Origin of the sequence: Leucobacter komagatae (genome assembly GCF_000834055.1) — a bacterium.
Taxonomy (GTDB): Bacteria; Actinomycetota; Actinomycetes; order Actinomycetales; family Microbacteriaceae; genus Leucobacter; species Leucobacter komagatae_A.
This window is the reverse complement of the sequence record NZ_JXSQ01000009.1, coordinates 65,753-85,097: the sequence shown is the minus strand read 5'-3', so window position 1 is coordinate 85,097 and position 19,345 is coordinate 65,753. Positions and strand designations below refer to the sequence as shown.

Annotated in this window: 24 protein-coding genes; 8 read left to right on the top strand and 16 right to left on the bottom strand. The window is 65.8% G+C overall.

The window, feature by feature from the left end:
• Positions 1 to 57 precede the first annotated feature (57 nt).
• Entirely contained in the window at positions 58 to 780 is a 723-nt protein-coding gene (locus SD72_RS08535; protein WP_042544018.1) for a DNA methyltransferase, read from the top strand.
• Positions 781 to 807: 27 nt separating this feature from the next.
• Here SD72_RS08535 and SD72_RS08530 read toward each other — a convergent pair whose 3' ends face one another.
• Complete coding sequence (locus tag SD72_RS08530) at positions 808 to 1,173, bottom strand: hypothetical protein (protein ID WP_042544017.1); 366 nt, start codon at positions 1,171 to 1,173, stop codon at positions 808 to 810.
• 260 nt (positions 1,174 to 1,433) lie between these two features.
• Here SD72_RS08530 and SD72_RS08525 point away from each other — a divergent pair, with 260 nt between their 5' ends.
• Entirely contained in the window at positions 1,434 to 1,976 is a 543-nt protein-coding gene (locus SD72_RS08525) for a GNAT family N-acetyltransferase (protein ID WP_042544016.1), read from the top strand.
• A 23-nt stretch (positions 1,977 to 1,999) separates the two neighbouring features.
• Here SD72_RS08525 and SD72_RS08520 read toward each other — a convergent pair whose 3' ends face one another.
• The 3 genes from SD72_RS08520 to SD72_RS08510 form a co-directional block, all read right to left on the bottom strand.
• The gene (locus tag SD72_RS08520) at positions 2,000 to 2,518 is read right to left on the bottom strand and encodes a mycothiol transferase (protein ID WP_042544015.1); all 519 of its coding nucleotides are present in this window, start codon (positions 2,516 to 2,518) and stop codon (positions 2,000 to 2,002) included.
• A gap of 68 nt (positions 2,519 to 2,586) precedes the next feature.
• Complete coding sequence (locus tag SD72_RS08515; RefSeq protein ID WP_157000517.1) at positions 2,587 to 2,937, bottom strand: hypothetical protein; 351 nt, start codon at positions 2,935 to 2,937, stop codon at positions 2,587 to 2,589.
• A 197-nt stretch (positions 2,938 to 3,134) separates the two neighbouring features.
• The gene (locus SD72_RS08510) at positions 3,135 to 4,727 is read right to left on the bottom strand and encodes an isocitrate lyase (protein WP_042544013.1); all 1,593 of its coding nucleotides are present in this window, start codon (positions 4,725 to 4,727) and stop codon (positions 3,135 to 3,137) included.
• Between the two features lie 189 nt (positions 4,728 to 4,916).
• Between SD72_RS08510 and SD72_RS16940 the strand changes: the two genes are divergently transcribed.
• Positions 4,917 to 5,480: a hypothetical protein gene (locus SD72_RS16940; protein WP_052492560.1), complete on the top strand. Its 564-nt coding sequence runs from the start codon at positions 4,917 to 4,919 to the stop codon at positions 5,478 to 5,480.
• Positions 5,481 to 5,484: 4 nt separating this feature from the next.
• Here the strand turns inward: SD72_RS16940 and SD72_RS18700 are convergent, their stop codons facing one another.
• Both SD72_RS18700 and SD72_RS08495 read right to left on the bottom strand, forming a co-directional pair.
• The gene (locus SD72_RS18700) at positions 5,485 to 6,519 is read right to left on the bottom strand and encodes a flavin-containing monooxygenase (RefSeq protein ID WP_420038422.1); all 1,035 of its coding nucleotides are present in this window, start codon (positions 6,517 to 6,519) and stop codon (positions 5,485 to 5,487) included.
• A 413-nt stretch (positions 6,520 to 6,932) separates the two neighbouring features.
• Positions 6,933 to 7,565 carry a GNAT family N-acetyltransferase gene (locus SD72_RS08495; protein ID WP_157000516.1) on the bottom strand — a complete coding sequence of 211 codons (633 nt, stop codon included), beginning with the start codon at positions 7,563 to 7,565 and terminating at the stop codon, positions 6,933 to 6,935.
• 198 nt (positions 7,566 to 7,763) lie between these two features.
• Here SD72_RS08495 and SD72_RS08490 point away from each other — a divergent pair, with 198 nt between their 5' ends.
• Together SD72_RS08490 and SD72_RS08485 are read left to right on the top strand one after the other, a co-directional pair.
• The gene (locus tag SD72_RS08490; protein WP_084767005.1) at positions 7,764 to 8,180 is read left to right on the top strand and encodes a transcriptional regulator; all 417 of its coding nucleotides are present in this window, start codon (positions 7,764 to 7,766) and stop codon (positions 8,178 to 8,180) included.
• A gap of 34 nt (positions 8,181 to 8,214) precedes the next feature.
• A complete protein-coding gene (locus tag SD72_RS08485) occupies positions 8,215 to 9,012 on the top strand; it encodes a class I SAM-dependent methyltransferase (RefSeq protein WP_042544012.1) in 798 nt (265 codons plus the stop codon).
• 74 nt (positions 9,013 to 9,086) lie between these two features.
• Here the strand turns inward: SD72_RS08485 and SD72_RS17965 are convergent, their stop codons facing one another.
• Entirely contained in the window at positions 9,087 to 9,491 is a 405-nt protein-coding gene (locus SD72_RS17965; RefSeq protein ID WP_042544011.1) for a hypothetical protein, read from the bottom strand.
• Between the two features lie 64 nt (positions 9,492 to 9,555).
• Between SD72_RS17965 and SD72_RS16935 the strand changes: the two genes are divergently transcribed.
• Positions 9,556 to 10,098, top strand: coding sequence for an HXXEE domain-containing protein (locus SD72_RS16935; protein ID WP_052492559.1), 543 nt, complete (start codon positions 9,556 to 9,558; stop codon positions 10,096 to 10,098).
• Here SD72_RS16935 and SD72_RS08470 read toward each other — a convergent pair.
• Both SD72_RS08470 and SD72_RS08465 read right to left on the bottom strand, forming a co-directional pair.
• A complete protein-coding gene (locus tag SD72_RS08470; protein ID WP_042544010.1) occupies positions 10,095 to 10,874 on the bottom strand; it encodes a MerR family transcriptional regulator in 780 nt (259 codons plus the stop codon). The two genes, SD72_RS16935 and SD72_RS08470, sit on opposite strands and share 4 nt — an antisense overlap.
• Positions 10,875 to 10,930: 56 nt before the next feature.
• A complete protein-coding gene (locus SD72_RS08465) occupies positions 10,931 to 11,911 on the bottom strand; it encodes a DUF2268 domain-containing protein (protein WP_042544009.1) in 981 nt (326 codons plus the stop codon).
• A 446-nt stretch (positions 11,912 to 12,357) separates the two neighbouring features.
• Here SD72_RS08465 and SD72_RS08460 point away from each other — a divergent pair, with 446 nt between their 5' ends.
• Complete coding sequence (locus SD72_RS08460; protein ID WP_042544008.1) at positions 12,358 to 14,040, top strand: ABC-F family ATP-binding cassette domain-containing protein; 1,683 nt, start codon at positions 12,358 to 12,360, stop codon at positions 14,038 to 14,040.
• Between the two features lie 54 nt (positions 14,041 to 14,094).
• Here SD72_RS08460 and SD72_RS08455 read toward each other — a convergent pair whose 3' ends face one another.
• Positions 14,095 to 14,790: a helix-turn-helix transcriptional regulator gene (locus SD72_RS08455; RefSeq protein WP_042544007.1), complete on the bottom strand. Its 696-nt coding sequence runs from the start codon at positions 14,788 to 14,790 to the stop codon at positions 14,095 to 14,097.
• A 72-nt stretch (positions 14,791 to 14,862) separates the two neighbouring features.
• Between SD72_RS08455 and SD72_RS08450 the strand changes: the two genes are divergently transcribed.
• Positions 14,863 to 15,582, top strand: coding sequence for an alpha/beta fold hydrolase (locus SD72_RS08450; RefSeq protein WP_042544054.1), 720 nt, complete (start codon positions 14,863 to 14,865; stop codon positions 15,580 to 15,582).
• A gap of 27 nt (positions 15,583 to 15,609) precedes the next feature.
• Here the strand turns inward: SD72_RS08450 and SD72_RS08445 are convergent, their stop codons facing one another.
• The 6 genes from SD72_RS08445 to coaD form a co-directional block, all read right to left on the bottom strand.
• On the bottom strand, positions 15,610 to 16,236 hold the full coding sequence (locus tag SD72_RS08445; RefSeq protein ID WP_157000515.1) for a hypothetical protein: 627 nt from the start codon (positions 16,234 to 16,236) through the stop codon (positions 15,610 to 15,612).
• An 80-nt stretch (positions 16,237 to 16,316) separates the two neighbouring features.
• Entirely contained in the window at positions 16,317 to 17,264 is a 948-nt protein-coding gene (mutM, locus tag SD72_RS08440; protein WP_042544005.1) for a bifunctional DNA-formamidopyrimidine glycosylase/DNA-(apurinic or apyrimidinic site) lyase, read from the bottom strand.
• 3 nt (positions 17,265 to 17,267) lie between these two features.
• On the bottom strand, positions 17,268 to 18,005 hold the full coding sequence (rnc, locus tag SD72_RS08435) for a ribonuclease III (RefSeq protein WP_042544004.1): 738 nt from the start codon (positions 18,003 to 18,005) through the stop codon (positions 17,268 to 17,270).
• Positions 18,006 to 18,068: 63 nt separating this feature from the next.
• A complete protein-coding gene (rpmF, locus tag SD72_RS08430; RefSeq protein ID WP_042544003.1) occupies positions 18,069 to 18,272 on the bottom strand; it encodes a 50S ribosomal protein L32 in 204 nt (67 codons plus the stop codon).
• 13 nt (positions 18,273 to 18,285) lie between these two features.
• Positions 18,286 to 18,831: a YceD family protein gene (locus SD72_RS08425; protein ID WP_042544002.1), complete on the bottom strand. Its 546-nt coding sequence runs from the start codon at positions 18,829 to 18,831 to the stop codon at positions 18,286 to 18,288.
• Positions 18,831 to 19,325 carry a pantetheine-phosphate adenylyltransferase gene (coaD, locus tag SD72_RS08420; RefSeq protein WP_042544001.1) on the bottom strand — a complete coding sequence of 165 codons (495 nt, stop codon included), beginning with the start codon at positions 19,323 to 19,325 and terminating at the stop codon, positions 18,831 to 18,833. Before coaD ends, SD72_RS08425 begins: the two co-directional genes overlap by 1 nt.
• Positions 19,326 to 19,345 lie beyond the last annotated feature (20 nt).

The following is a 19,345-nucleotide window of genomic DNA, read 5'->3' as shown; positions in this document are numbered from 1 at the left end:
CCCGCCAGCCAGCCGGCCCCGCCGGCCGCTCGATCCGAGCCGAGGTACACTGCTTGTGTGAGTATCACTGCCGAGAGGCTGCTCGACCGCCCGTTTGTTCAGTTTCCGCTCGATCCCACGCTCGCCACGACGCACGCGACGTTTGAGGCGGAGCGCCCGAGCGAGGCCGAGGAAGACGTCCACATGGTCGCCGCGCTCGTGGATCACGTACTTGAGCGGTGCAGCGCCTCCGGCGATCTCGTGTTCGACCCGTTCTCAGGCTTCGGCACGACCGTTGAACGGGCTGTCGCCCTCGGCCGCAGGGCGCTCGGGATCGAACTGCTGCCCGAGCGCGTCGAGCAACTGCAGCGTCGCGTCCCGTCAGCGACAGTGATCGAGGGTGACGCCCGCGAGCTGTTGCGCCTCGTTCGCGCGGCTTCCCCAGCTATCCCCGACGCCTCCGTTGACCTCGTACTGACGTCCCCGCCCTACATGACCGCTGAGGATCACGAGGCCGATCCACTCACCGCATACGAGCACAACAACGGTGACTACGGGCGCTACCTCGCCGAGCTCGGGCTCGTAGCAGCGCAATGCGCCAGGCTCGTCGTACCAGGGGGGTTTGTCGTGTGGAACGTCGCCGACATCCACCACATGGGCCAGACGACGCCGCTCATCGCTGACTGTGCGCAGATGCTCGAACGTCACTTTTCACCGGTAGGACGCACCGAGGTCGTGTGGGATCGGCTCCCGCACGACCTCGTCGCTGACGCGCTCCTCGTCTTTCGACGGGACGAGTAGCGGCCACGCAGCGTTTTCGGTGCCACGCTAGTCGGACGTTGGCACCGGTGCGGGGCGCCCGCGGCGCGCGCTACGAACGGCCGCGACGATCCCGAACAGGATCGCCGTCAGTACCGTCGCGACGAGCAGCACGTTCATTGCAAGGTGGCCCCAGGAGACCGTTGTGGCTATCGGGGCGTCCCAGGATCGTGTCCAATTGAAGTCGATGGTGAATGGGAATGTGCGCGGCGCGTACCGCGACAGATCTTGCTCGACCCAGTCTGCTGGCCACCCAAAGCGGGCATGGGCCAGATCGCCCGGTGAGGTTGCCACGAACTTGCTCGCCGCGAGCAGGTAGAACACCACTACTCCGGCGAGGGGCACGAGGCAGGCGAAGATCGTCACGGGGCGCATAGCGGGCCCCTGCTTCCTCACCGGAGACCCACCGCGTTCAATATACCGAACGCCCTCGCTCCGCGACGAGACGACTCCGGTACTGCGCCCAGGCGGCGAGTTGCAGCTGCGGGCTCGTCGAAGGCACGCCCGACGAGCGCCACACGAACGGGTGCCGCGTCGTGGTCCGTCGCTTCTCGGGTCGATATGGGCATCGTCCAAGCCTAGCAACGCGCGGACGCACGCTTGGCTAGCTGTCACGCACCCGCTAGCGTGAAGACATGCTCGGAATACGGCGAATCAGTGTCGGTGTCACGATGCGCCCCCTGTCTGTGGCCGACGCCGGGGCGCTCGCGGACGCCTATGTCAGGAATCGGACGCACCTCGCGCAGTGGGAGCCGATCCGTCCCGAGGCTTACTACGGAGAGGCCTGGCAGGCAGCCGACCTCGCGCGCCGCACGGCGGAAGCCGACTCGGGCCTCGGCGTATCGCTCGGGCTCTTTGATGGAGACACCATTATCGGCCGCTTCAATGTCGCTGGGGTCTCGCGCGGGCCGTTCCAGAGCGCAGGCCTTGGGTACTGGGTCGACCATGAGCATGCCGGCCGCGGTCTCGCGTCTGAGGCCGTGCAAGCCATCGTGGGCTCCGCTCGCGCCGAGCTCCGACTACACCGGCTCGAGGCGAGTACACTCCTCCACAACGCTGGCTCGCAACGGGTGCTCGAGAAAGCCGGTTTCGAGCGTATCGGGATGGCACCCAAGTACCTGCGGATCGCTGGCGAATGGCAGGATCACGCCCTGTTCCAAGTTATTCTGCACGATTAGTTGGCTGCCCGGCTACCGACAAGCTACCGGGCTTCGAAGGCCTGAGCTCCCATCCCTGCAACGTAGGTCGCCTGGGCGAGGTGTTCGAGCGCGTCGGCTGAGATGCTCACAAGCCGCACCCCGAGTGTGACGACCGGGTCCCAGTTATCGTCAACGACGCGCTCGAGGTCTGTCTCGCTAAGTGAGGCAATGTAGGCGACCTGCGCCTCAACGACAGCCGCGAGGTGCTCGACGAGTAAGTCAGTATCGCGCACGACGATAGCCCGAGCCTGCTCAGGACTGTGCCCGTAACCCAGGTCTCCCGGCGCAACGTCGAGCCCGAATCGCTCGGCGTAGCCGCCCGCGACCCACACCGATTCGCCGCCGGTAAGCTCAGCGAGCTGCACGTCGATCTCGCGGGCGGCGTGCCACAGGAGCCACGCGATCGAGTTGTCGTGGTGCGGGTGGGCGTTCACCAGCTCAGGGGTGAGGACGTCGCTGAGCGCTTCCGCCGAGTGCTGTGGCCTGCGAGCGAGGTCTATGAGGATTTCAATGGCGTTCATATAACGCAGACTATGCCCGGCTCCCCCCTGCGCGCCAGGATGCCGCACGCGGCGCGTCGCCGGTGTTGTCAGTCACCGACTGCGCAGGTGTCGCCAATAGTGAGGCTCATCGTCGGCGACGTCGCGAGGAGTTCTGCCTCCCCTGAGCAGAGGCCTACAGCGTCAATCGTGACCCACCCGAACGGGATCTCGCCCACTGATTGCCCCTCACCCTCGTTCAATCGGAATGATGCCACCTCTGCCCCATCGACGCTGACGACAATGTCCACGGGATCGGAAGCCTCCGATCCCGACGGTGTCTGCAACGCGGCGGTGACCGTTCCAGTCGTGGGTAGGGTGGGCGCGCAGCCGGCGACACCGAGGGCGAGCACACCAATGGACACTAGTAGTTTGGCGCGTGCGCCTACAGAACGGTGCATGTTGGCAGCGTACTCCAGATTCGGCCGCACGCCCCTGCCGCGCCCCGAGTCGCCAGAACCGCGGGACCAGGTCCCGCACGACCGGTCATGCGGGCAGCGCGCGACAGCGCACAACACAAACGGGGGCCCGGCCGAAGCCGAACCCCCGTTTGCGGGAAATTTGATCGTCTGTGCGGGCGAGTGCCCGGGAGACGTGCTTAGAACTGGTTCATCGTATTGTCCTTACCTCCTGCCTTCAACGCTGCGTCACCTGCGAAGTACTCCTTGTGGTTGTCCCCGAGGTCGCTTCCGGCCATGTTCTGGTGCTTGACGGTCGCGATGCCCTGACGGATCTCCTCGCGCTGCACGTCGCGGACGTAGGTGAGCATGCCCTCGTCACCGAAGTAGCCCTTCGCGAGGTTGTCGGTCGACAGCGCTGCCGTGTGGTACGTCGGGAGCGTGATGAGGTGGTGGAAGATGCCAGCGCGTGCCGACCCGTCCTTCTGGAAGGTGCGGATCTTCTCGTCGGCGAGGTCAGCGAGCTCCGTGCCGTCGTAGTCGATGCTCATGAGCTGGTCGCGATCGTACGCCGACACGTCCTTGCCCTCTTCGGCGAGCTGATCAAATGCCTGCTGGCGGAAGTTCAGCGTCCAGTTGAACGACGGGCTGTTGTTGTACACGAGCTTCGCGTTCGGGATGACCTCGCGGATCCGATCCACCATGCCAGCGATCTGCTCGACGTGCGGCTTCTCGGTCTCGATCCAGAGCAGATCGGCGCCGTTCTGCAGCGAGGTGATGCTGTCGAGCACGCAGCGGTCCTCACCGGTGCCCGGGCGGAACTGGAAGAGGTTCGATGCGAGGCGCTTCGGGCGGAGCAGCTTGCCGTCGCGCTTGATGACGACGTCGCCGTTGCCGAGGTCAGCGTCAGAGATCTCCTCGACGTCGAGGAACGAGTTGTACTGGTCGCCGAGGTCACCTGGGGTCTGGCTCACGGCAATCTTCTGCGTGAGGCCAGCGCCGAGCGAGTCAGTACGGGAAACGATGACGCCGTTGTCGATGCCGAGCTCGAGGAAGGCGTAGCGGATCGCGTTGATCTTCGCGATGAAGTCCTCGTGGGGAACGGTGACCTTGCCGTCCTGGTGGCCGCACTGCTTCTCGTCGGAGACCTGGTTCTCGACCTGGAGGGCGCACGCGCCTGCCTCGATCATCTTCTTGGCGAGGAGGTAGGTTGCCTCGGGGTTACCGAAGCCCGCATCGATGTCGGCGATGATCGGCACGACGTGCGTCTCGAAGTTGTCGATCTGCGACTGAATGAACTCGACGGCGGTCTCGTCGCCGGCGACGCGTGCCTCGTCAAGCTGCGTGAAGAGCAGGTCGAGCTCGCGGGCGTCTGCCTGGCGGAGGAAGGTGTAGAGCTCCTCGATGAGTGCCGGAACCGAGGTCTTCTCGTGCATCGACTGGTCAGGCAGCGGGCCGAACTCGGAGCGGAGAGCGGCGACCATCCAACCCGAGAGGTAGAGGTAGCGCTTGTTCGTGGTCTTGAGGTGCTTCTTGATCGAGATCATCTTCTGCTGGCCGATGAACCCGTGCCAAACCCCGAGCGACTGCGTGTAGACCGAGGAGTCAGCGTCGTACTCCTCCATGTCCTTGCGCATGATGTCAGCGGTGTACTGCGCGATCTCGAGACCGGTCTTGAACCGGTTCTGGGCCCGCATGCGCGCAACGTACTCGGGGTTGATGCTGTCCCAGCTCGCGCCGTGCTGTGCCTTGAGTGCTTCTACGGCCTCGATGTCGTTGCTGAATGCAGTCATGGTGACTCCTTTGTAGTGATTGCCAGATCACGTCGCGGTGATCTTTCTGGGCTAGTTCTCACTCTGCCCCCTCCAGCGGCACCGCATCGCACATTCCAGGGGGGAAATATGCGTGTATTTCTGCTCACCAGAAGAACCGCGACCTCGCACACTCGCTCGCGAGCCCCACCCATAGACTGGAGTTGCGCGGTGCAGATTCGCAGTGCTGCCGCGGAGTATCGACTCGGAGAACTCTTGACACCCACGGATCCGCTATCAATCGATCCCCTCGCGACGGTCACGCACGTTGTGCGCGCGAGCGGCGCTGCTCGTGTCGGCCCGGTTGTGGCGCTCGGAATCGCAGCGGCTTTCGCAGCGATGATCGCATTCGCGACCGGTTCACCCTGGGCTTGGCTCAGCCCTGCGGCACTGCTACTGGTCGCCTGCTGGTGGCTTTGGGCGGCGCGCATTGAGATCACCATCACGAACCACACTCTCCGTGTCACGGCACCGGCGTACCGCAGGAGCATCTCCCGCACCTCACTCACTGGCGTTTCGGTTGCGCGCGACGACGGCATGAATCCCTCGATCTTGAACTGGCCCGTAGTGCCGCTGAGGAGCGGTGACACCACACTCATCCGCGTGAACATGGGCGGGACCGCAGCGGTAACCTGTCACACGAGCGAGGGCTCCGATGTGCAGGTCGTCGTGAACGACATTGAGACCGCCACGCGCATCGCGGGGATTCTCGGGACCCCAGTTCAGGGGGCGTGAGCCCTTACTTGTCTCGCTGCGCGTCCCTCACGAGCTGTCTTACGAGCGCGTGTGCATCGCGGCCAACGAACCCCAAGAGCGCAGACCCGCGGTTCGTCTGCCACGATCTACCAAGCACATAGAGTCCGGGCTCAGCACTGCGCAGTCCGTCAACGCGCAGGGCTCCGCTGCTATCGAGCGCCTGGGGCAATTTGACCCATCGATCATCGGCCCGGAATCCGGTCGCCCAGATAATCGCGTCCACGCGAGCCGGCGGCCCTGCGGCAAACGAGACACAGTTACCGTCAATCGAAGCCACGCGGTTCCGCAGTGATTCGCCTGCCTGGCGCAGTGTAACCCGCGATTGCCCAATCACCGGCTCTACCGCCCGCATGCGCCGCCCCAGCCACGAGCCGACGGGAACGCGCATGAGACCAAACGTGGCAAGCCACCAAAAAATGTCTCGTCCAAGGACGCGCTGGGGCAGGCGGGGTAATCGGCGCCCTTCTGCCAGCATGACCTTGCGACCTGCCCCTGCTAACTCTCGGGCTATCTGGCACCCGGAGTTGCCGCCCCCCACAACGAGCACCCTCTCCCCGGAAACCAGGCTGGGCCTGCGGTAGTCACTACTATGAATTTGACTGACATCGGCGGCAACGCGACCCAGGTCAGCCGGGACCACTGGCACAGCGAACGGCCCGGTTGCCACGACAACCCGGCTCGCTCGCACCACCTCGCCACTCTCGAGCGTGAGAGCAAAGTGACCGAGGGCGCCGACGAGCCGCTTCACCTCCGCCCCAGTGCGCACGTTGAGCGAGTTCACCTCCCGATAGCCCCTCAAATACTCAGCGACCTCGCCTTTCCCGGGGTGAGACCATCGGGCTCCGGGAAACGGCTGCCCCGGCAACCCAGCGAACCTGCTCGGGGTGAAGAGCCGCAGGGAGTCCCACCGGGTGGTCCAGCTTGCACCTATCTCGATCCCGCATTCGAACACCTGATAGTCAAGCCCGGCGCGCGCGAGCTCGTACGCAACCGCAAGACCGGACTGGCCGCCACCCACGACGGCGACGTCACACAGCCCAGAACGACCACCCACACAACAACTGTAGCAAAACGCCCGCGATCAGCCCCCTGCGCCTCTACCCGCCCCTGGACAATCGAGGCGCCCCAAGTCGAGCTCTCTGCACATAAGCAAACTGAACACTCGATACAGCTCTCCCCCCAGACGCCACTCCCAACGGACCCCCAGAGCGATTGGTTCGCATCCACCTGCGTGAGATTGACGCGGGTCGCGGCTGAAGGCCCAGGACCCGCGAGTCACCTCCGCAGTGGCGGCTGGACAGCGGCAGTGAGCCCACCAACGCAACGGCTTGCTCGTGGCGAGCAGAGCACCCAAGGGCCTGGTCAGCAGCGGCAAGATGCCCCACGCCAAGTCAGCCCCAGGAGTCGAGTAATACGGGGCGACGTGACTAACTACGCGTTGTCGCTGGGCTCAGCACCTGCGGCCCGACTCATCGAGTAAACAACGGGCCCATCGGGGATCTGCGTGACCGCGTCGACCGCAAATCCTAGGCGTCGGTAGAGTCGAACGTTGCCCTCGGACGAGGTTTCGAGCGCAACTGGTGCGCGATATTCGTCTATCGTTTCGAGCCCTGCCCGAGTGACAGCCACTCCGAGACCGCGCCCTTGGTGAAGTGGCGAGACTCCCACAGTGGCAAGCGTCCATGCCCCTGCCGGAGCTGACGGGAGTGCAACCGCGTACACCTGAGCCAATCGATCGCCGTGGAGCTCGGCCACCCGTTCCTGTAGCGCTGCCGAGGGCTGGGGTGCTTGTGGCGGCAGGAAAGCCGAAACCGCACGCAGGCTGCTGTCGGTAAACACCAGGCCGTGATCATGCGCGTGGCCGAGGTACAGCAGCTGCAGCTCCTCGAGGCGAGCATCGTACCCCTCGGTCGGAATGCTCCATCGCGTCCAAGGGTAGGCCGCAAACGCATCAGCAAGCACTCGCGCAAGGCTTGGAAGGTCGGCGGTCGTAGCGCGCCCAAGGATCGCAGCTTCCCGCACGTTGCTGCCTGTCGCTCGACTGCCGCCTTGCCACTCTTCCATATGGCGAGTCTACTTTTCCTCGAGGCCGCGACCGCGTAGGGGGTGTCGGCGCCTGGTTCGTTGCAGCTTCAGCAGGAACCCAACCGGGTGCAGGCTACGAGGCTCCCGACTCATTTTGGCTCGCGAGCGTGCTGGCTTTCATAGGTACGATGTTGCTCGCCCGAGCCGACTACCGCTCAGCATCGAGAAAGCTGGCACGTGGCTAAGGCAGTCTTCAACGAGCTCATTCACGGATCAATACGTTTACGAGTCTGCGGGCTCCTCCGAGCCGTGGAACACCTGGACTTTTCGGTGCTCCGAGAAACAGTCGACGTTTCAGACGCCACGCTCTCGAAGCATCTCATGGCTCTCATCGACGCGGAGTACGTGTCCTCTTCAAAGGCAGCCTCGCGCGAGAGACAAGACGTCCGCCGAATCACCTGGCTCTCGCCCACCGCTTCGGGCCCTGCTGCCTTCGACGGCCACGTCACCGCACTGCGCGAAATCACTGGCGACACCTCTTCCCCGAAGAGCCCTGGGTACATATCGGGCTCGACGCGATGGACGTTCAGCCGACAGGTCGGGCCGAATGCGATCCGGCCTGAAGCAAGCCCGTCGCCTCCACACCGTTGCTGAGGCGTCTCCGAGCGCATTCCTTTAGAGTCGACGCATGGATTTCGAGGAGCAGCTTGCGTCTTCGCCACGATGTGAGGGCTGGGACTTCTCTCCCTTCGGTGACCGCTTCGAGGAGGCCGATCCTCCCTGGGACTACGCGAGGCTCGCATTCGACGCCGCGCTCGATGCGGAGAACCTACTCGACATGGGCACGGGTGGCGGAGAGTTCCTCCATGAACTCATCACGCGTCTGGGCCCTCGCGCCCCCGCATCGATTTCGGCGACCGAGGCCTGGAACCCAAACGTGCCCATCGCGCGAACCCGGCTCGCCCTGCTGGGAGTGCATGTCTCCCAGATCACAACAGACTCGTCCCTCCCATACGCTGACGCAGCGTTCGATCTGGTCATCAACCGCCACGAGGCCTTCGACGCTGCAGAAATCAACCGAGTCATGCGCCCTCAGGCCACGTTCCTCACCCAGCAGGTGGGCGGCGAGGACCTCCAAGAACTCAACGAGCTCATGGCCGCCCCGCCTGCGGAGTACGCGGCCTGGTCACTGCGCTCAGCGGCGCAGCAACTCACTGACAACGGGTTTTCGATCGAGCACGCTGAGGAGGCCCGAGTCGCGACGCGCTTCACCGACGTAGGTGCACTTGTGGGTTTTTTGCGGGCCATCCCTTGGCAGATTCCCGACTTCACCGTCGAGCGCTACCGCGACCAGCTCCGAGCCCTGCACGACCGAGTACAGCTCGAGGGGCCGATCACCGCACAGGGACACCGGTTTCTCATCCGGGCGCGGAGCCCAGTCTCGGGCGATGACGCACACGCTCAGTTCACAGCCCGCAGCAAGTGAGGCTTTCCCGAGCACGCCGACTTCAATTCGGTGCGTCGCAAGCCACTCCTGCACAACGGCAGCGACAAGCTAGCTCACCGTCTGCGTCGAAACGCGATCCAGAGCAGTGCGAAGTAGGCGGCAACGGCAAGCACGGCTGCGGAAACAAACGATCCTGGCCCGGACACAACTCGCCCGACAGCCGGATACCCGGCCATCAGCACGCCAACGGCAACCGTTGCAATCCACCAGTAGTCGAACCCTGACGTCCTGGCGACGAGCTGGGTGACAACACGGCCGAGCAGGAAGGTCACGACGGCGGTGGCAGTGGCGTAGCCGGCGGCGTTCATGGACCAACCTGCGACACCGTCAAAGTCCCAGTGCATGACGGTGCCCGACGGAGGAACCGCGAGCCAGCTCAGTCCAGCAGCCACGAGCGCTACTGCGATCTCAAGCGGTATAGAACTCTGCGCCGGCTGTGGATCCGATTGCTCCCCCATAGGCACAAGCCTAACCCCGCTGCTCTCCTCTGCATGTCCCGGCGTCAGGCGTAGACTGCGGCCCATGAGAGCCCGAGGACCCGCCCTCCTGTTCGCCGCATGGGCTGCGCACGACGTGGAGGAGGCCCTCGCGTTTCCCGATACGTGCGACGGCCTTGCAGACCGCACCGGTGTTGAGGGGCTGCGCATCACCCCTGCCCAGTCGTGGACCGCCGTCGGAATGATGGGGATATTCGTCGCCGCTGCCTGCTGGCGCGGTGCCAGAACCCATGGCCGGTCACGGGTCTACCGAGCAACCGTCGCCGGGCTCGAGGCACACGTGTACACGCACCTCGCGGCCTCGGTGGCGCAGCGGCGCTACACCGCAGGCGTTGCGACGGCGCTGCCGATCATGCTGCCCGGGGCGGTTGCCGCCCGGCGGGAACTCCAACGCGGCGGCTCGCCGCTGCGCCCGCGGGAATACGCACTCGGCATTGGCCTGCTGCTCCCACTCGCCCTCCTCAGCCAGGTTGCAGCGCGGCTGCTCCCGAAGCGCAGGCGCGGGTCCAGCCCGCGACGACCCGCGCCTCGGCCCAGTGCACCGCGGCACTCCCCAGACACGCCCTAGTCCCCCGAAGCGTCAAGCTGTGCGACGTGGATCCGCAGCGCTTCGGCAGCGAGGCGCGCAGCTCCCTGAGTTCCGAAGGCGACGTGAAACTCCGGGCTGGCTTCGTACTGGTCTGCCAGCCCGAGCACCATGCCGATCGACCGCGAACGGTCACCCGCATGAGTCGGGGTGCCAGGGATCTCTGTAAACCACCGCATGTGGGCGGCCGCGTGATCCTGCGCAGCTTGCGAACCCGGCTCGCGCCCGTCCTCCTCGAGTTCGCGCCACCTGCGAAGCAGCGCCTCCGCGTTGGATTTCCACTGTTTCTGCTGCTGCACGGTTTTGCCGTGCCACCAGTCGTTCGAATCATCGAAGGCCTCTCGGCCCCACTGCTCGACGACCTCGGCCTCGTAGCGATCGTTGAAGCCCTCGAGCATGACGTCCATGCGGGGTTCAAGCCCCTGGCGGCGCATTGACAGGGTGTGCTCCACCGCGCGCATGCGCCGATCCAACGCCTCTCGCTCCTCCGCAAGGTGCGCCAGGTGCGCGGTGAGCGCCTGCTGTTCCGCTTCACCCGTCGCCGACGCGTCGAGAACCTCCGCGATGTCAGCAAGCGGCATGCCCGTGTCGCGGAGCAGCAGGATCCGCTGCAGGCGCGCGACCGCAGCCGGGCCGTAGTAGCGGTAGCCGTTCGTCCCGACACGGTCCGGCTCGAGGAGCCCGATCTGGTGGTAGTGGCGCAGCGCCCTGCCACTCGTGCCGGCCCGCTCTGCGAGCTCCTGCACTGTCCACTCCATGACGCCCCTCCCGCGCGAGAATTCGACTCTCGTCGTGCTCGTTCAGTCTTGCAGACTCAGTCTTCCAGGTTTCCGCCCAGCCCGAGCCGCCGCGTCGCGACGCACACAACATCCCCGCTCGGGGCCGCAACAGCCTGAGCGGCAGTGATCCCGCGCTCAGCGAGGTACGCTGCCGCGAGCCGCGCCCCGGCTGCGTAGCCCGCGCCGGTTGGCAAGCCGACGGGCTCAGCACCGAAGAGCCTGGCGCTCGCGTCTCCGTGCACCCAGGCGGTGAAGTGCTGCATGCCCGTGATTCCCAGCCCGCTCGCGACCTTCGCGAGCACCTCGTCGCTGCCGCGGGTCTCGTCGCTGACGAAGTGCGCGTGGCCGAGTTCGCCATACATTTCGGTGGCGAACACGTCGGCGAGCCCCTCCGCGATGACCTGCTCGCCGACCGTGACCGTCATTGGGTCCCACACGACGCCGCCGGGCGAGTACCGCACGTTGTGGTGCAGTTCGTGCACCACGATTGCTTCGAGCCGCTCCAGCACCTGCGGAGTGGGCCACAGCGTGATGGTGATGTACCCACTGATACCGCCGAACGCTGACAGCCCCTGGGCTTCCTGCATGAAGTGCGGGTTGCTTGGGTCGCCCAATACCAGGAGCACGGCGATGTCGGGGATCTCGGGGACTTCGGGCAGGATCGGTGTGACAGGCATGATCGGTGTGTCAGGCAGGTCTAAGGCTGCCGACAGAGCGCCGCCCTGGCCTGCGGATATCAGCGCACTGATGCCCGCCTCGAGAGCCGCGGCCACCCGCTTCCACGCATCTGCCTCGATGAGCATGTCGAGCCCTTCGTGCAGCTGATCCGTCGGCAAGTCCCAGTCGAAGCCGAAGTTTTGTCGGTGGACGTCTGCCATGTCCACTCCGCCCGGAACAAAGCGGTACATCCCGGAAAGCGGAGCCCACATGTCCCTGATGAGCGGGGCACGCTCGTCTGCCGTGACGGTGAGGATCTGGCGCATCGCGGTTGCGCTGTCGAGTACTGAAATTGTCATACATCCGAGCGTAAACATTGCCGTAACGGCAAGGTCAACCTGGCGCTCGCGGCCCCTTCGCGGTACTGTTGCAGCGTGTACCGCCTGTCGTTTGGTTAACGGGCCTGCGTCTCATCCGCGCAGGGTTCCCCACGGAGGGTGTCGTCGCTGACCCCTCCTGACCCCCGTCAGACCAACGCGAGCACTCTCTTCGCTCGCGGCACGCCGTACAGGAGGCCTCGTGGCCACCACTCTCACGCCGCACGCTCGGCGAAGCCGCACGATGCCGGATCGATCCACCGCGCCCGCGCGCGATCCCACCGCCCGCGACGCCGTCCCCTACGCCGCACGCGATCCCGCAGCCCGCGATCCCGCGGCCCGCGGCATTGCCAGCTGCGCGGTCCGCGCACACAGATCCACACCCATCTTCGTTCCCCACCGTGCGTGGGGAAGAAAGCAGTACCCGTATGTCTCATCTTGAACTCACCGGCGTCAGTTACACGCTGCCCGACGGCAGACCCCTGCTGAACGACGTCGGCTTCCGCGTTGGCAACGGTGCGAAAGTCGGCTTGATTGGCGCGAACGGCGCCGGGAAAACCACGCTCCTGCGCATCATTACGGGCGATCTCGTCCCCGACGAGGGCGTCGTCTCGCACGGCGGATCCGTCGGCGTGATGCGCCAGTTCTTCGCATCTGGCACGGTCCACGAGCTCCTGCTCTCGTTCTCCGCGGCCCCCGTGCGGGCAGCCGCGGAGCGCGTGGAGCACGCCGAGAACGCGCTCCTCGAGAACACCGATCCGCTGCGCGAGGAAGCAATTCAGATGCGGTACGCCCGGGCGCTCGCCGAGTGGGGCGACGCCGGGGGTTACGACGCCGAAGTGCTGTGGGACGTGTGCACGATCGCGGCCCTCGGCATTCCCTACGACCGCTGCCGAGACCGTGACCTGACCTCGCTCTCCGGCGGCGAGCAGAAGCGTCTCGCCCTTGAGGCGCTGCTGCGCGGCAGCGACGACGTGCTCATCCTCGACGAGCCAGACAACTACCTTGATGTGCCAGCGAAGCGATGGCTTGAGGGCCGCCTGCGCTCGTCGGAGAAGACCGTGCTGTTCATCAGTCACGATCGCGAGCTCCTCGCGCGCAGCGCCACGGCACTCGTCACGCTTGAACTCGGTGCAGCCGGGAACACGGCTTGGACGCATCCCGGCTCCTTCGCCAGCTACCACGCCGCTCGCGATGCCCGATTCGCGCGGCTTGAGGAACTCCGGAAGCGCTGGGATGAGGAGCGGGCAAAGCTCAAGAACCTCGTGCAAATGTACAAGGACAAGGCCGCGTACAACTCCGACATGGCGAGCCGGTACCGCGCCGCCCAGACGCGCTTCGAGCGCTTCGAGGCGGCCGGGCCGCCTGAGGAGCAGCCGCGCACACAGGATCTCGCGATGCGGCTCACCGGTGGACGCACAGGCAAGAAGGCGATCGTCTGCCGCGAGCTCGAACTCACCGGGCTCATGTTCCCCTTCGACCTCGACGTTTGGTACGGCGACCGCATCGCCATCCTCGGATCGAACGGCTCAGGCAAGTCCCACCTGCTGCGGTTGCTCGCCGCGGGTGGCACCGACCCCGAGGCGGAGAACCGGCCGGGCACCGATGTGGTGATCGAGCCGGTGCTCCACGAGGGCACCGCAAAGCTCGGGGCGCGCGTGCGACCCGGCTGGTTCGCGCAGACGCAGGGGCGGCCCGATCTGGCAGGGCGCATACTGCTCGACATCCTGCACCGCGGCGACGATCACCGGCAGGGGCTCCCCCGAGAGCAGGCCGCACGCGCCCTGGCCCGCTACGAGCTCGCTGGCGCCTCGGATCAGGTCTTCGAGGCGCTCTCTGGCGGGCAGCAGGCGCGGCTGCAGATTCTGCTGCTCGAGCTCGGGGGCGCGACGCTTCTCTTGCTTGACGAGCCAACCGACAACCTCGACCTGGTCTCGGCCGAGTCACTCCAGCAGGCGCTGCGTGCCTTCGAGGGCACCGTGCTCGCGGTCACACACGATCGTTGGTTCGCGCGTGACTTCGACAGGTTCCTCGTGTTCGGCGAGGACGGCGAGGTGACCGAGTCCGACGTGCCCGTGTGGGGCGAGGGGCGGGTGCAGCGGAAGCGGTAGCGCTGCGCTGGGTGGGGCGGTCGGATCGAAGGGCACTCGCGCCACCCAGCCGCGCTAGCCTTCGCTACGCAACGGGCTTGCCGTCGCTGGCGGTGCCCCAACCTCCGCGACGCTGTGGCCACTGCAAGGCTCCTGCGTGACCGTTGCCTGCCGGATCCTCGCAATGCGGAACCACCGCATCGCGTCGCGGAGCCGGCACCACCCGATGAGATACCAGTGCCCGGCTGTCGAACCGAAAATCACCGGTTCGACGTCGCGCTGGGTCGCCGCCCCATCGCCTGAGACATAACGGATGCGCACGACCAACTGATCGGTCATTGCTTCCTCGAGCGCCGACTGGACGACCCGCGTTGCCGTATCTTCGGTGTTCACCCAGATGCGTTGCGCGAGTTGGTCGGCCTTCGCCTTCGTCGCTGGGTCGAGCACACCAAGAATTTTCCGAACACCAACCGTCGCGTGATCCGAATACGGCGCATCCGGTGCGGCAGAGACCGCGGCGAGGAGCGCCACGGCCTGTGCGGGGCTCAGCGTGATCGGTGGCAGAGCGGCCTGCGCTGCGACCCCGTACCCGCCGCCAGGACCCGGCCGCGACCAGATCGGCACTCCGCTGTTCTCGAGCGCATCGACGTCGCGTTTGATGGTCCGCTCCGACACACCGAACTCGGCCGCCAGGCGATCCGCTGTCCACCCGCGGGCGCCTCCCCGCCTCAGCATCTCAGAGAGGGCGTGGAGCCGTTCCACTCGCTTCATTTCATCACCCCACCCAAATCATGTCAGAAATAGTGACATGCTGTTGTCCAGCACGTGGGCTTCAATCTTCACATGACACCAGAACTCAGCAGCCCGACACTCATCCTCGTCCCGGGTCACTGGCTCGGCGCGTGGGCCTGGGACGAGGTCACCGAGCACCTGCGAGCCGCGGGCCGAACAACGGTCCCGCTCACGCTGCCCGGCCTCGATGCCGGGGACCCAGACCGAGAATCACGGACACTCGACGACCAGGTCGCCGCACTCGAGCACACGGTGAAGGCGAGTAGCGAGCCCGTGCTCGTCGCGCACAGCGGCGCGAATGGCCCTGTGACGCTGCTGCTGGATCGGCTCCCGGAGCTGATCCGTCGGGTGATCTGGGTGGATAGTGGCCCTGTCGCCCCCGGCACAGCGTTCGCCCCGGGGTACCCCGAAGGCGCCCCGGCGCTGCCACTACCGGAATTTGATGCACTGGGCGAGCACGCTAGCCTCGCCGGCCTGACCCCGGACTCGCTCGCCCGATTCCGAGCGCACGCGGTCGCGGAGCCAGGAGGTGTGCTGCGGCAACCTCTGCGCCTCACCAACGACGCCCGCTACGACGTCCGAACGTCGTTTGTCTGCTGCTCGATCCCGAGTGACAAGGTGCGGGAGCTCGCGAGCGCGCGGCACCCGATGTTCTCGGAGGTGAGCAAATACCGGAACACTGACTACGTCGACCTCGAGACCGGCCACTGGCCCATGTGGAGCCGCCCGGCCGACCTTGCCAGCATCATCGATGCTGCACTGGGTTCGTGACGACGCGTCCCCGAAGCGCACATTCGACTACGGTGCACCTGCGAAGAAGACGGAGTCTGCGTCGATCCCAACCGAAGAGAACCGCCAAGTGCCTCCCGCGACGTCTTCCTCTGGGACCGCAACACAACCCAAGAACTCCGCCGATGCGCCGGCGAACATGTCTTCAACATCCCAGACTGAGCCCAGCTCAGGCAGCGCGAACCAGCAACTCGTTTTTGCCGAGAAAGTGTTCCCGCTCGACGTCACATAGTCGATGTCTATCGTAGTTGCCGGGTCATACCCCTCAGAGTCGGCCTGATTCGCCTCGACGCGCACAGGAACCGTGACGTATATCTTGTCGTCCGCAGCCTCTCGCGCTGCCCCGTTGTGCGCAGAAATCGCCTCCCACGCATTCGGGTCTGTTTCTCCGATCTGCAGCGTCCATATTGAGTCAGCGGAAAACTTCGCCCTCGTCCCCACCGGGAAGGGGTTCGCCCGCGACCCGTCGCCCGAGTGCTGTGTTTCGCCGCTCCCTGCGGACCCCTCACCGCCGGGAGGCGCAACTTCGACGGGCCCGGAGGGAGCACACGCCGAAAGGCCGAGCGGTAGCAGCGCCAGCGCGACAACGGGAGTGAGCACGCGGCGGCGCAGGGTCTTCCCGGAAGGGGATTGCACGTTCGTCGGCAAGCAGTCCTTACGAGGGTTTCCATGGCCACGAGTTTACCTTCCAGCCGCCCCGGCTCATGGACGCGTCATCAGCGCTTCCGCTGGCACTTCGGGCAGAAGTGGCTCGAACGCCCACCAAACGGCACCCGCTTGATGAGCGTGCCGCACCTGGGGCACGCCTCTCCCCCGCGGCCGTAGGCGTTCAGCGAGTGCGCGAAGTACCCGGCCTGCCCGTTCACGTTCACGTACTGCTCGTCGAAGCTTGTGCCGCCCTCGGCGAGCGCCTGCGCGAAGACCTCGCGCATGTGGTGCAGCAGGGTGACGGCGCCTCGCTGCGAGAGCGAGGTGCCAGGCGTGTCCGGGTGCACGCGGGCGCGCCAGAGCGTCTCGTCGGCGTAGATGTTGCCGACGCCGCTCACGAGCCGCTGGTCGAGGAGCAGCTTTTTCGCGCCGACGGAGCGGGAGCGCAGAGCAGCGACGAACGCCTCGTCATCGAAGTGTTCGTCGAGCGGGTCGCGCGCGATGTGCGCGGCCTGCGCCGGGATCGTGCCGGGGGCCGCAGCAACGAGCGCGTCAATCGCGAGCGAGCCGAAGAGCCGCTGATCGGCAAAGTCGAGGCGCAGCTCGCCGTGCTCGGGGTGTTCGATCCAGGTGCGGATCCGCACGTGCCTGTCATCCGCCGCGTCGGTCGCGCGGAGCAGCAGCTGGCCGCTCATCCCGAGGTGGGCAAGCAGCGCGCTGGTGGGCTCGCTCCCGCCCGCGACCGGGATCCAGAGAAACTTTCCCCGCCTGAGCGGGGCGGCGAGTACGCTGCCCGTCATCCGCCGTTCGAAGTCCGCTGCGCGGCTGCGCCCGGCTTCAAGCGACAGGGTGCGGCCGTGGCCGCCCTCGCCTGGCCGGGAGCCTGGGACCTCGCCGAGCGGCGTGTGCCGCTTCAGTGCGCGGGCGTCCATCACTTCGACGCCGAGCACCCGCGCGCCGGTGACAGCTGGAGCGAGCCCAGCACGCACCACCTCGACTTCGGGAAGCTCGGGCACGGCCTAGCGCCCGCGGGTCTTCGTGCCGATCCGGGAGGTGCGCCCTGTGCGCCCCGCGCGGACAGCGCGCAGCTGCGCGGCAGCGTCACGGGCGGCGGCGAGTTCTGCGACCTTCTTGCTGGTGCCTTCCCCTCGCCCGATGATGCTCTCGAGCTGCACCGTGGAAGCGAACACGCGGGCGTGGTCGGGCCCGGTGCCCACTGTCTCGTAGGTCGGGTGCGGCAGTCCTCGCGCCGCCGCTTCCTTCTGCAGTGCCGTCTTCGGGTCGAGCACCTCTGAGAACCGGTCGGGATCGTCGAGCAGGGGTTCGACGAGCTGCAGCACGAAGCGCGCAGCGGTCACCGAGTCCGTCGAGAGGAACACCGCGCCGATCACGGCCTCGACCGTGTCGGCAAGGATCGAGTCCTTGTCGCGACCGCCGGTCTGCTCCTCGCCCTTGCCCAGCCTGAGTTCTGCCCCAAGGCTGAGGCCGCGTGCGACCTCGGCGAGCGCCACCGTAGATACGAGTGCGGCGCGGCGCTTCGCGAGCTCGCCCTCGTTCAGCTCAGGAAAGTCGCTGTACAGCTTGACCGTGACCGCTTGGCCAAGGATCGAGTCGCCAAGAAACTCCAGGCGCTCGTTGTGCGGGGCTGCATCGTGTTCGTACGCCCACGACCGGTGAGTCAGTGCGAGCTCGAGCAGCTCCGGCTCCACCGCAACGTCGAACGCGTGAAGAAAGCCGCCAGGCGCGCCCTGAGGCACGCCCGACGGCTCTTCGTGTTCGTGTCGCGGGAGTGAAGATTCATTCCCCGTCACGGGTAAGTCTTACGCGTCAGCTACGCGGCGACCCTTGTATTCGAGGAACAGGGGCGTGCCCTGCGAATCCTCGACCACGCGGGCGCGGTGCGGGAGGCTGTACACGGTCTTGCCGTTCTCGACAGTCTTTACGAGGGTCGGTACCGAAGCCTTCCACGCCGAACGGCGGTGGCGGGTGTTCGAACGCGACATCTTGCGCTTGGGAACAGCCATGATGCTCTCTTTCCTAGTTACTCTCAGATTCGGGCACACCCGAACCAGATGATTCTACAGCCTTGAATTCAGCCAGTGCCGCCCAACGCGGATCTGTATCCACATTAGTCGCCATCACAGCCTCGGCATCGCGGGGCTCGCCGGACTCGGGATCGAGACCCGGACAGTCCGGACGACACACAGGCTGGAACGGCAGTGCAAGCACTACCGCGTCTCGGAGCGGGGGTTCAAGATCCACGTGATCACCGTGAACCCCATACTCGTCGGCCTCCGTAGGAGTATACGCGAAAAGTTCCTGAAACTCGACTTCGAACGGCGCGGTGAAATCTTCGAGGCAACGACCGCACTCTGCGTGCATCGTCGTATGGGCGGTAGCAGACACGAGAATGCCCTCGTGGACCGACTCGAGCCTGACGTCAAGCGCAAGGTTTTCGCCTGCCGGAATCGACGCCAGAGCCTCACCAAAGCGCTCAGGCAGCACGATGTCGAGCTCGCGCTCGCGCATCTCCCCCGGGCGGTTCATGATGTCGCGGACGCTCTCCTGGAACAGCCGCGCCATTATGCTGGCCTCGTCGTCGCGAGGAAGCGTGCAACGGACGGCGGAACATAGGGGCTCACATCGCCGCCAAGCGACGACACCTGGCGCACGAGCGTGCTCGACACGTGTGCGTGGGAGGGCTCTGGGAGCATGAAGATCGTTTCGACGTTCGCGAGGCTCCGGTTCATGAGCACCATGGGTGTCTCGTATGCGACATCCAGCTGCGACCGAATTCCCTTCACCAGCACCGACGCACCGACCTCGGTGCAGTAGTCAACAAGCAGGCCGACCGACCATGACGCGACAATCACGTTGTCGGGGGTCTCCGGATCCTCATCGAGCGCCTGCTGAATCAGCGACATTCTCTCTGAGATCGGCAGCATGGCCGATTTTCCTGGGTTGTGGACGACTAGTACGTGGACCTCATCGAAGACCGCGGCGGCGCGGCGTATTACGTCAAGGTGCCCGAGGGTGATCGGGTCGAAGGACCCGGGAACCACTGCGATTTTGCTCATACCTCTACAGTACGCGGTCG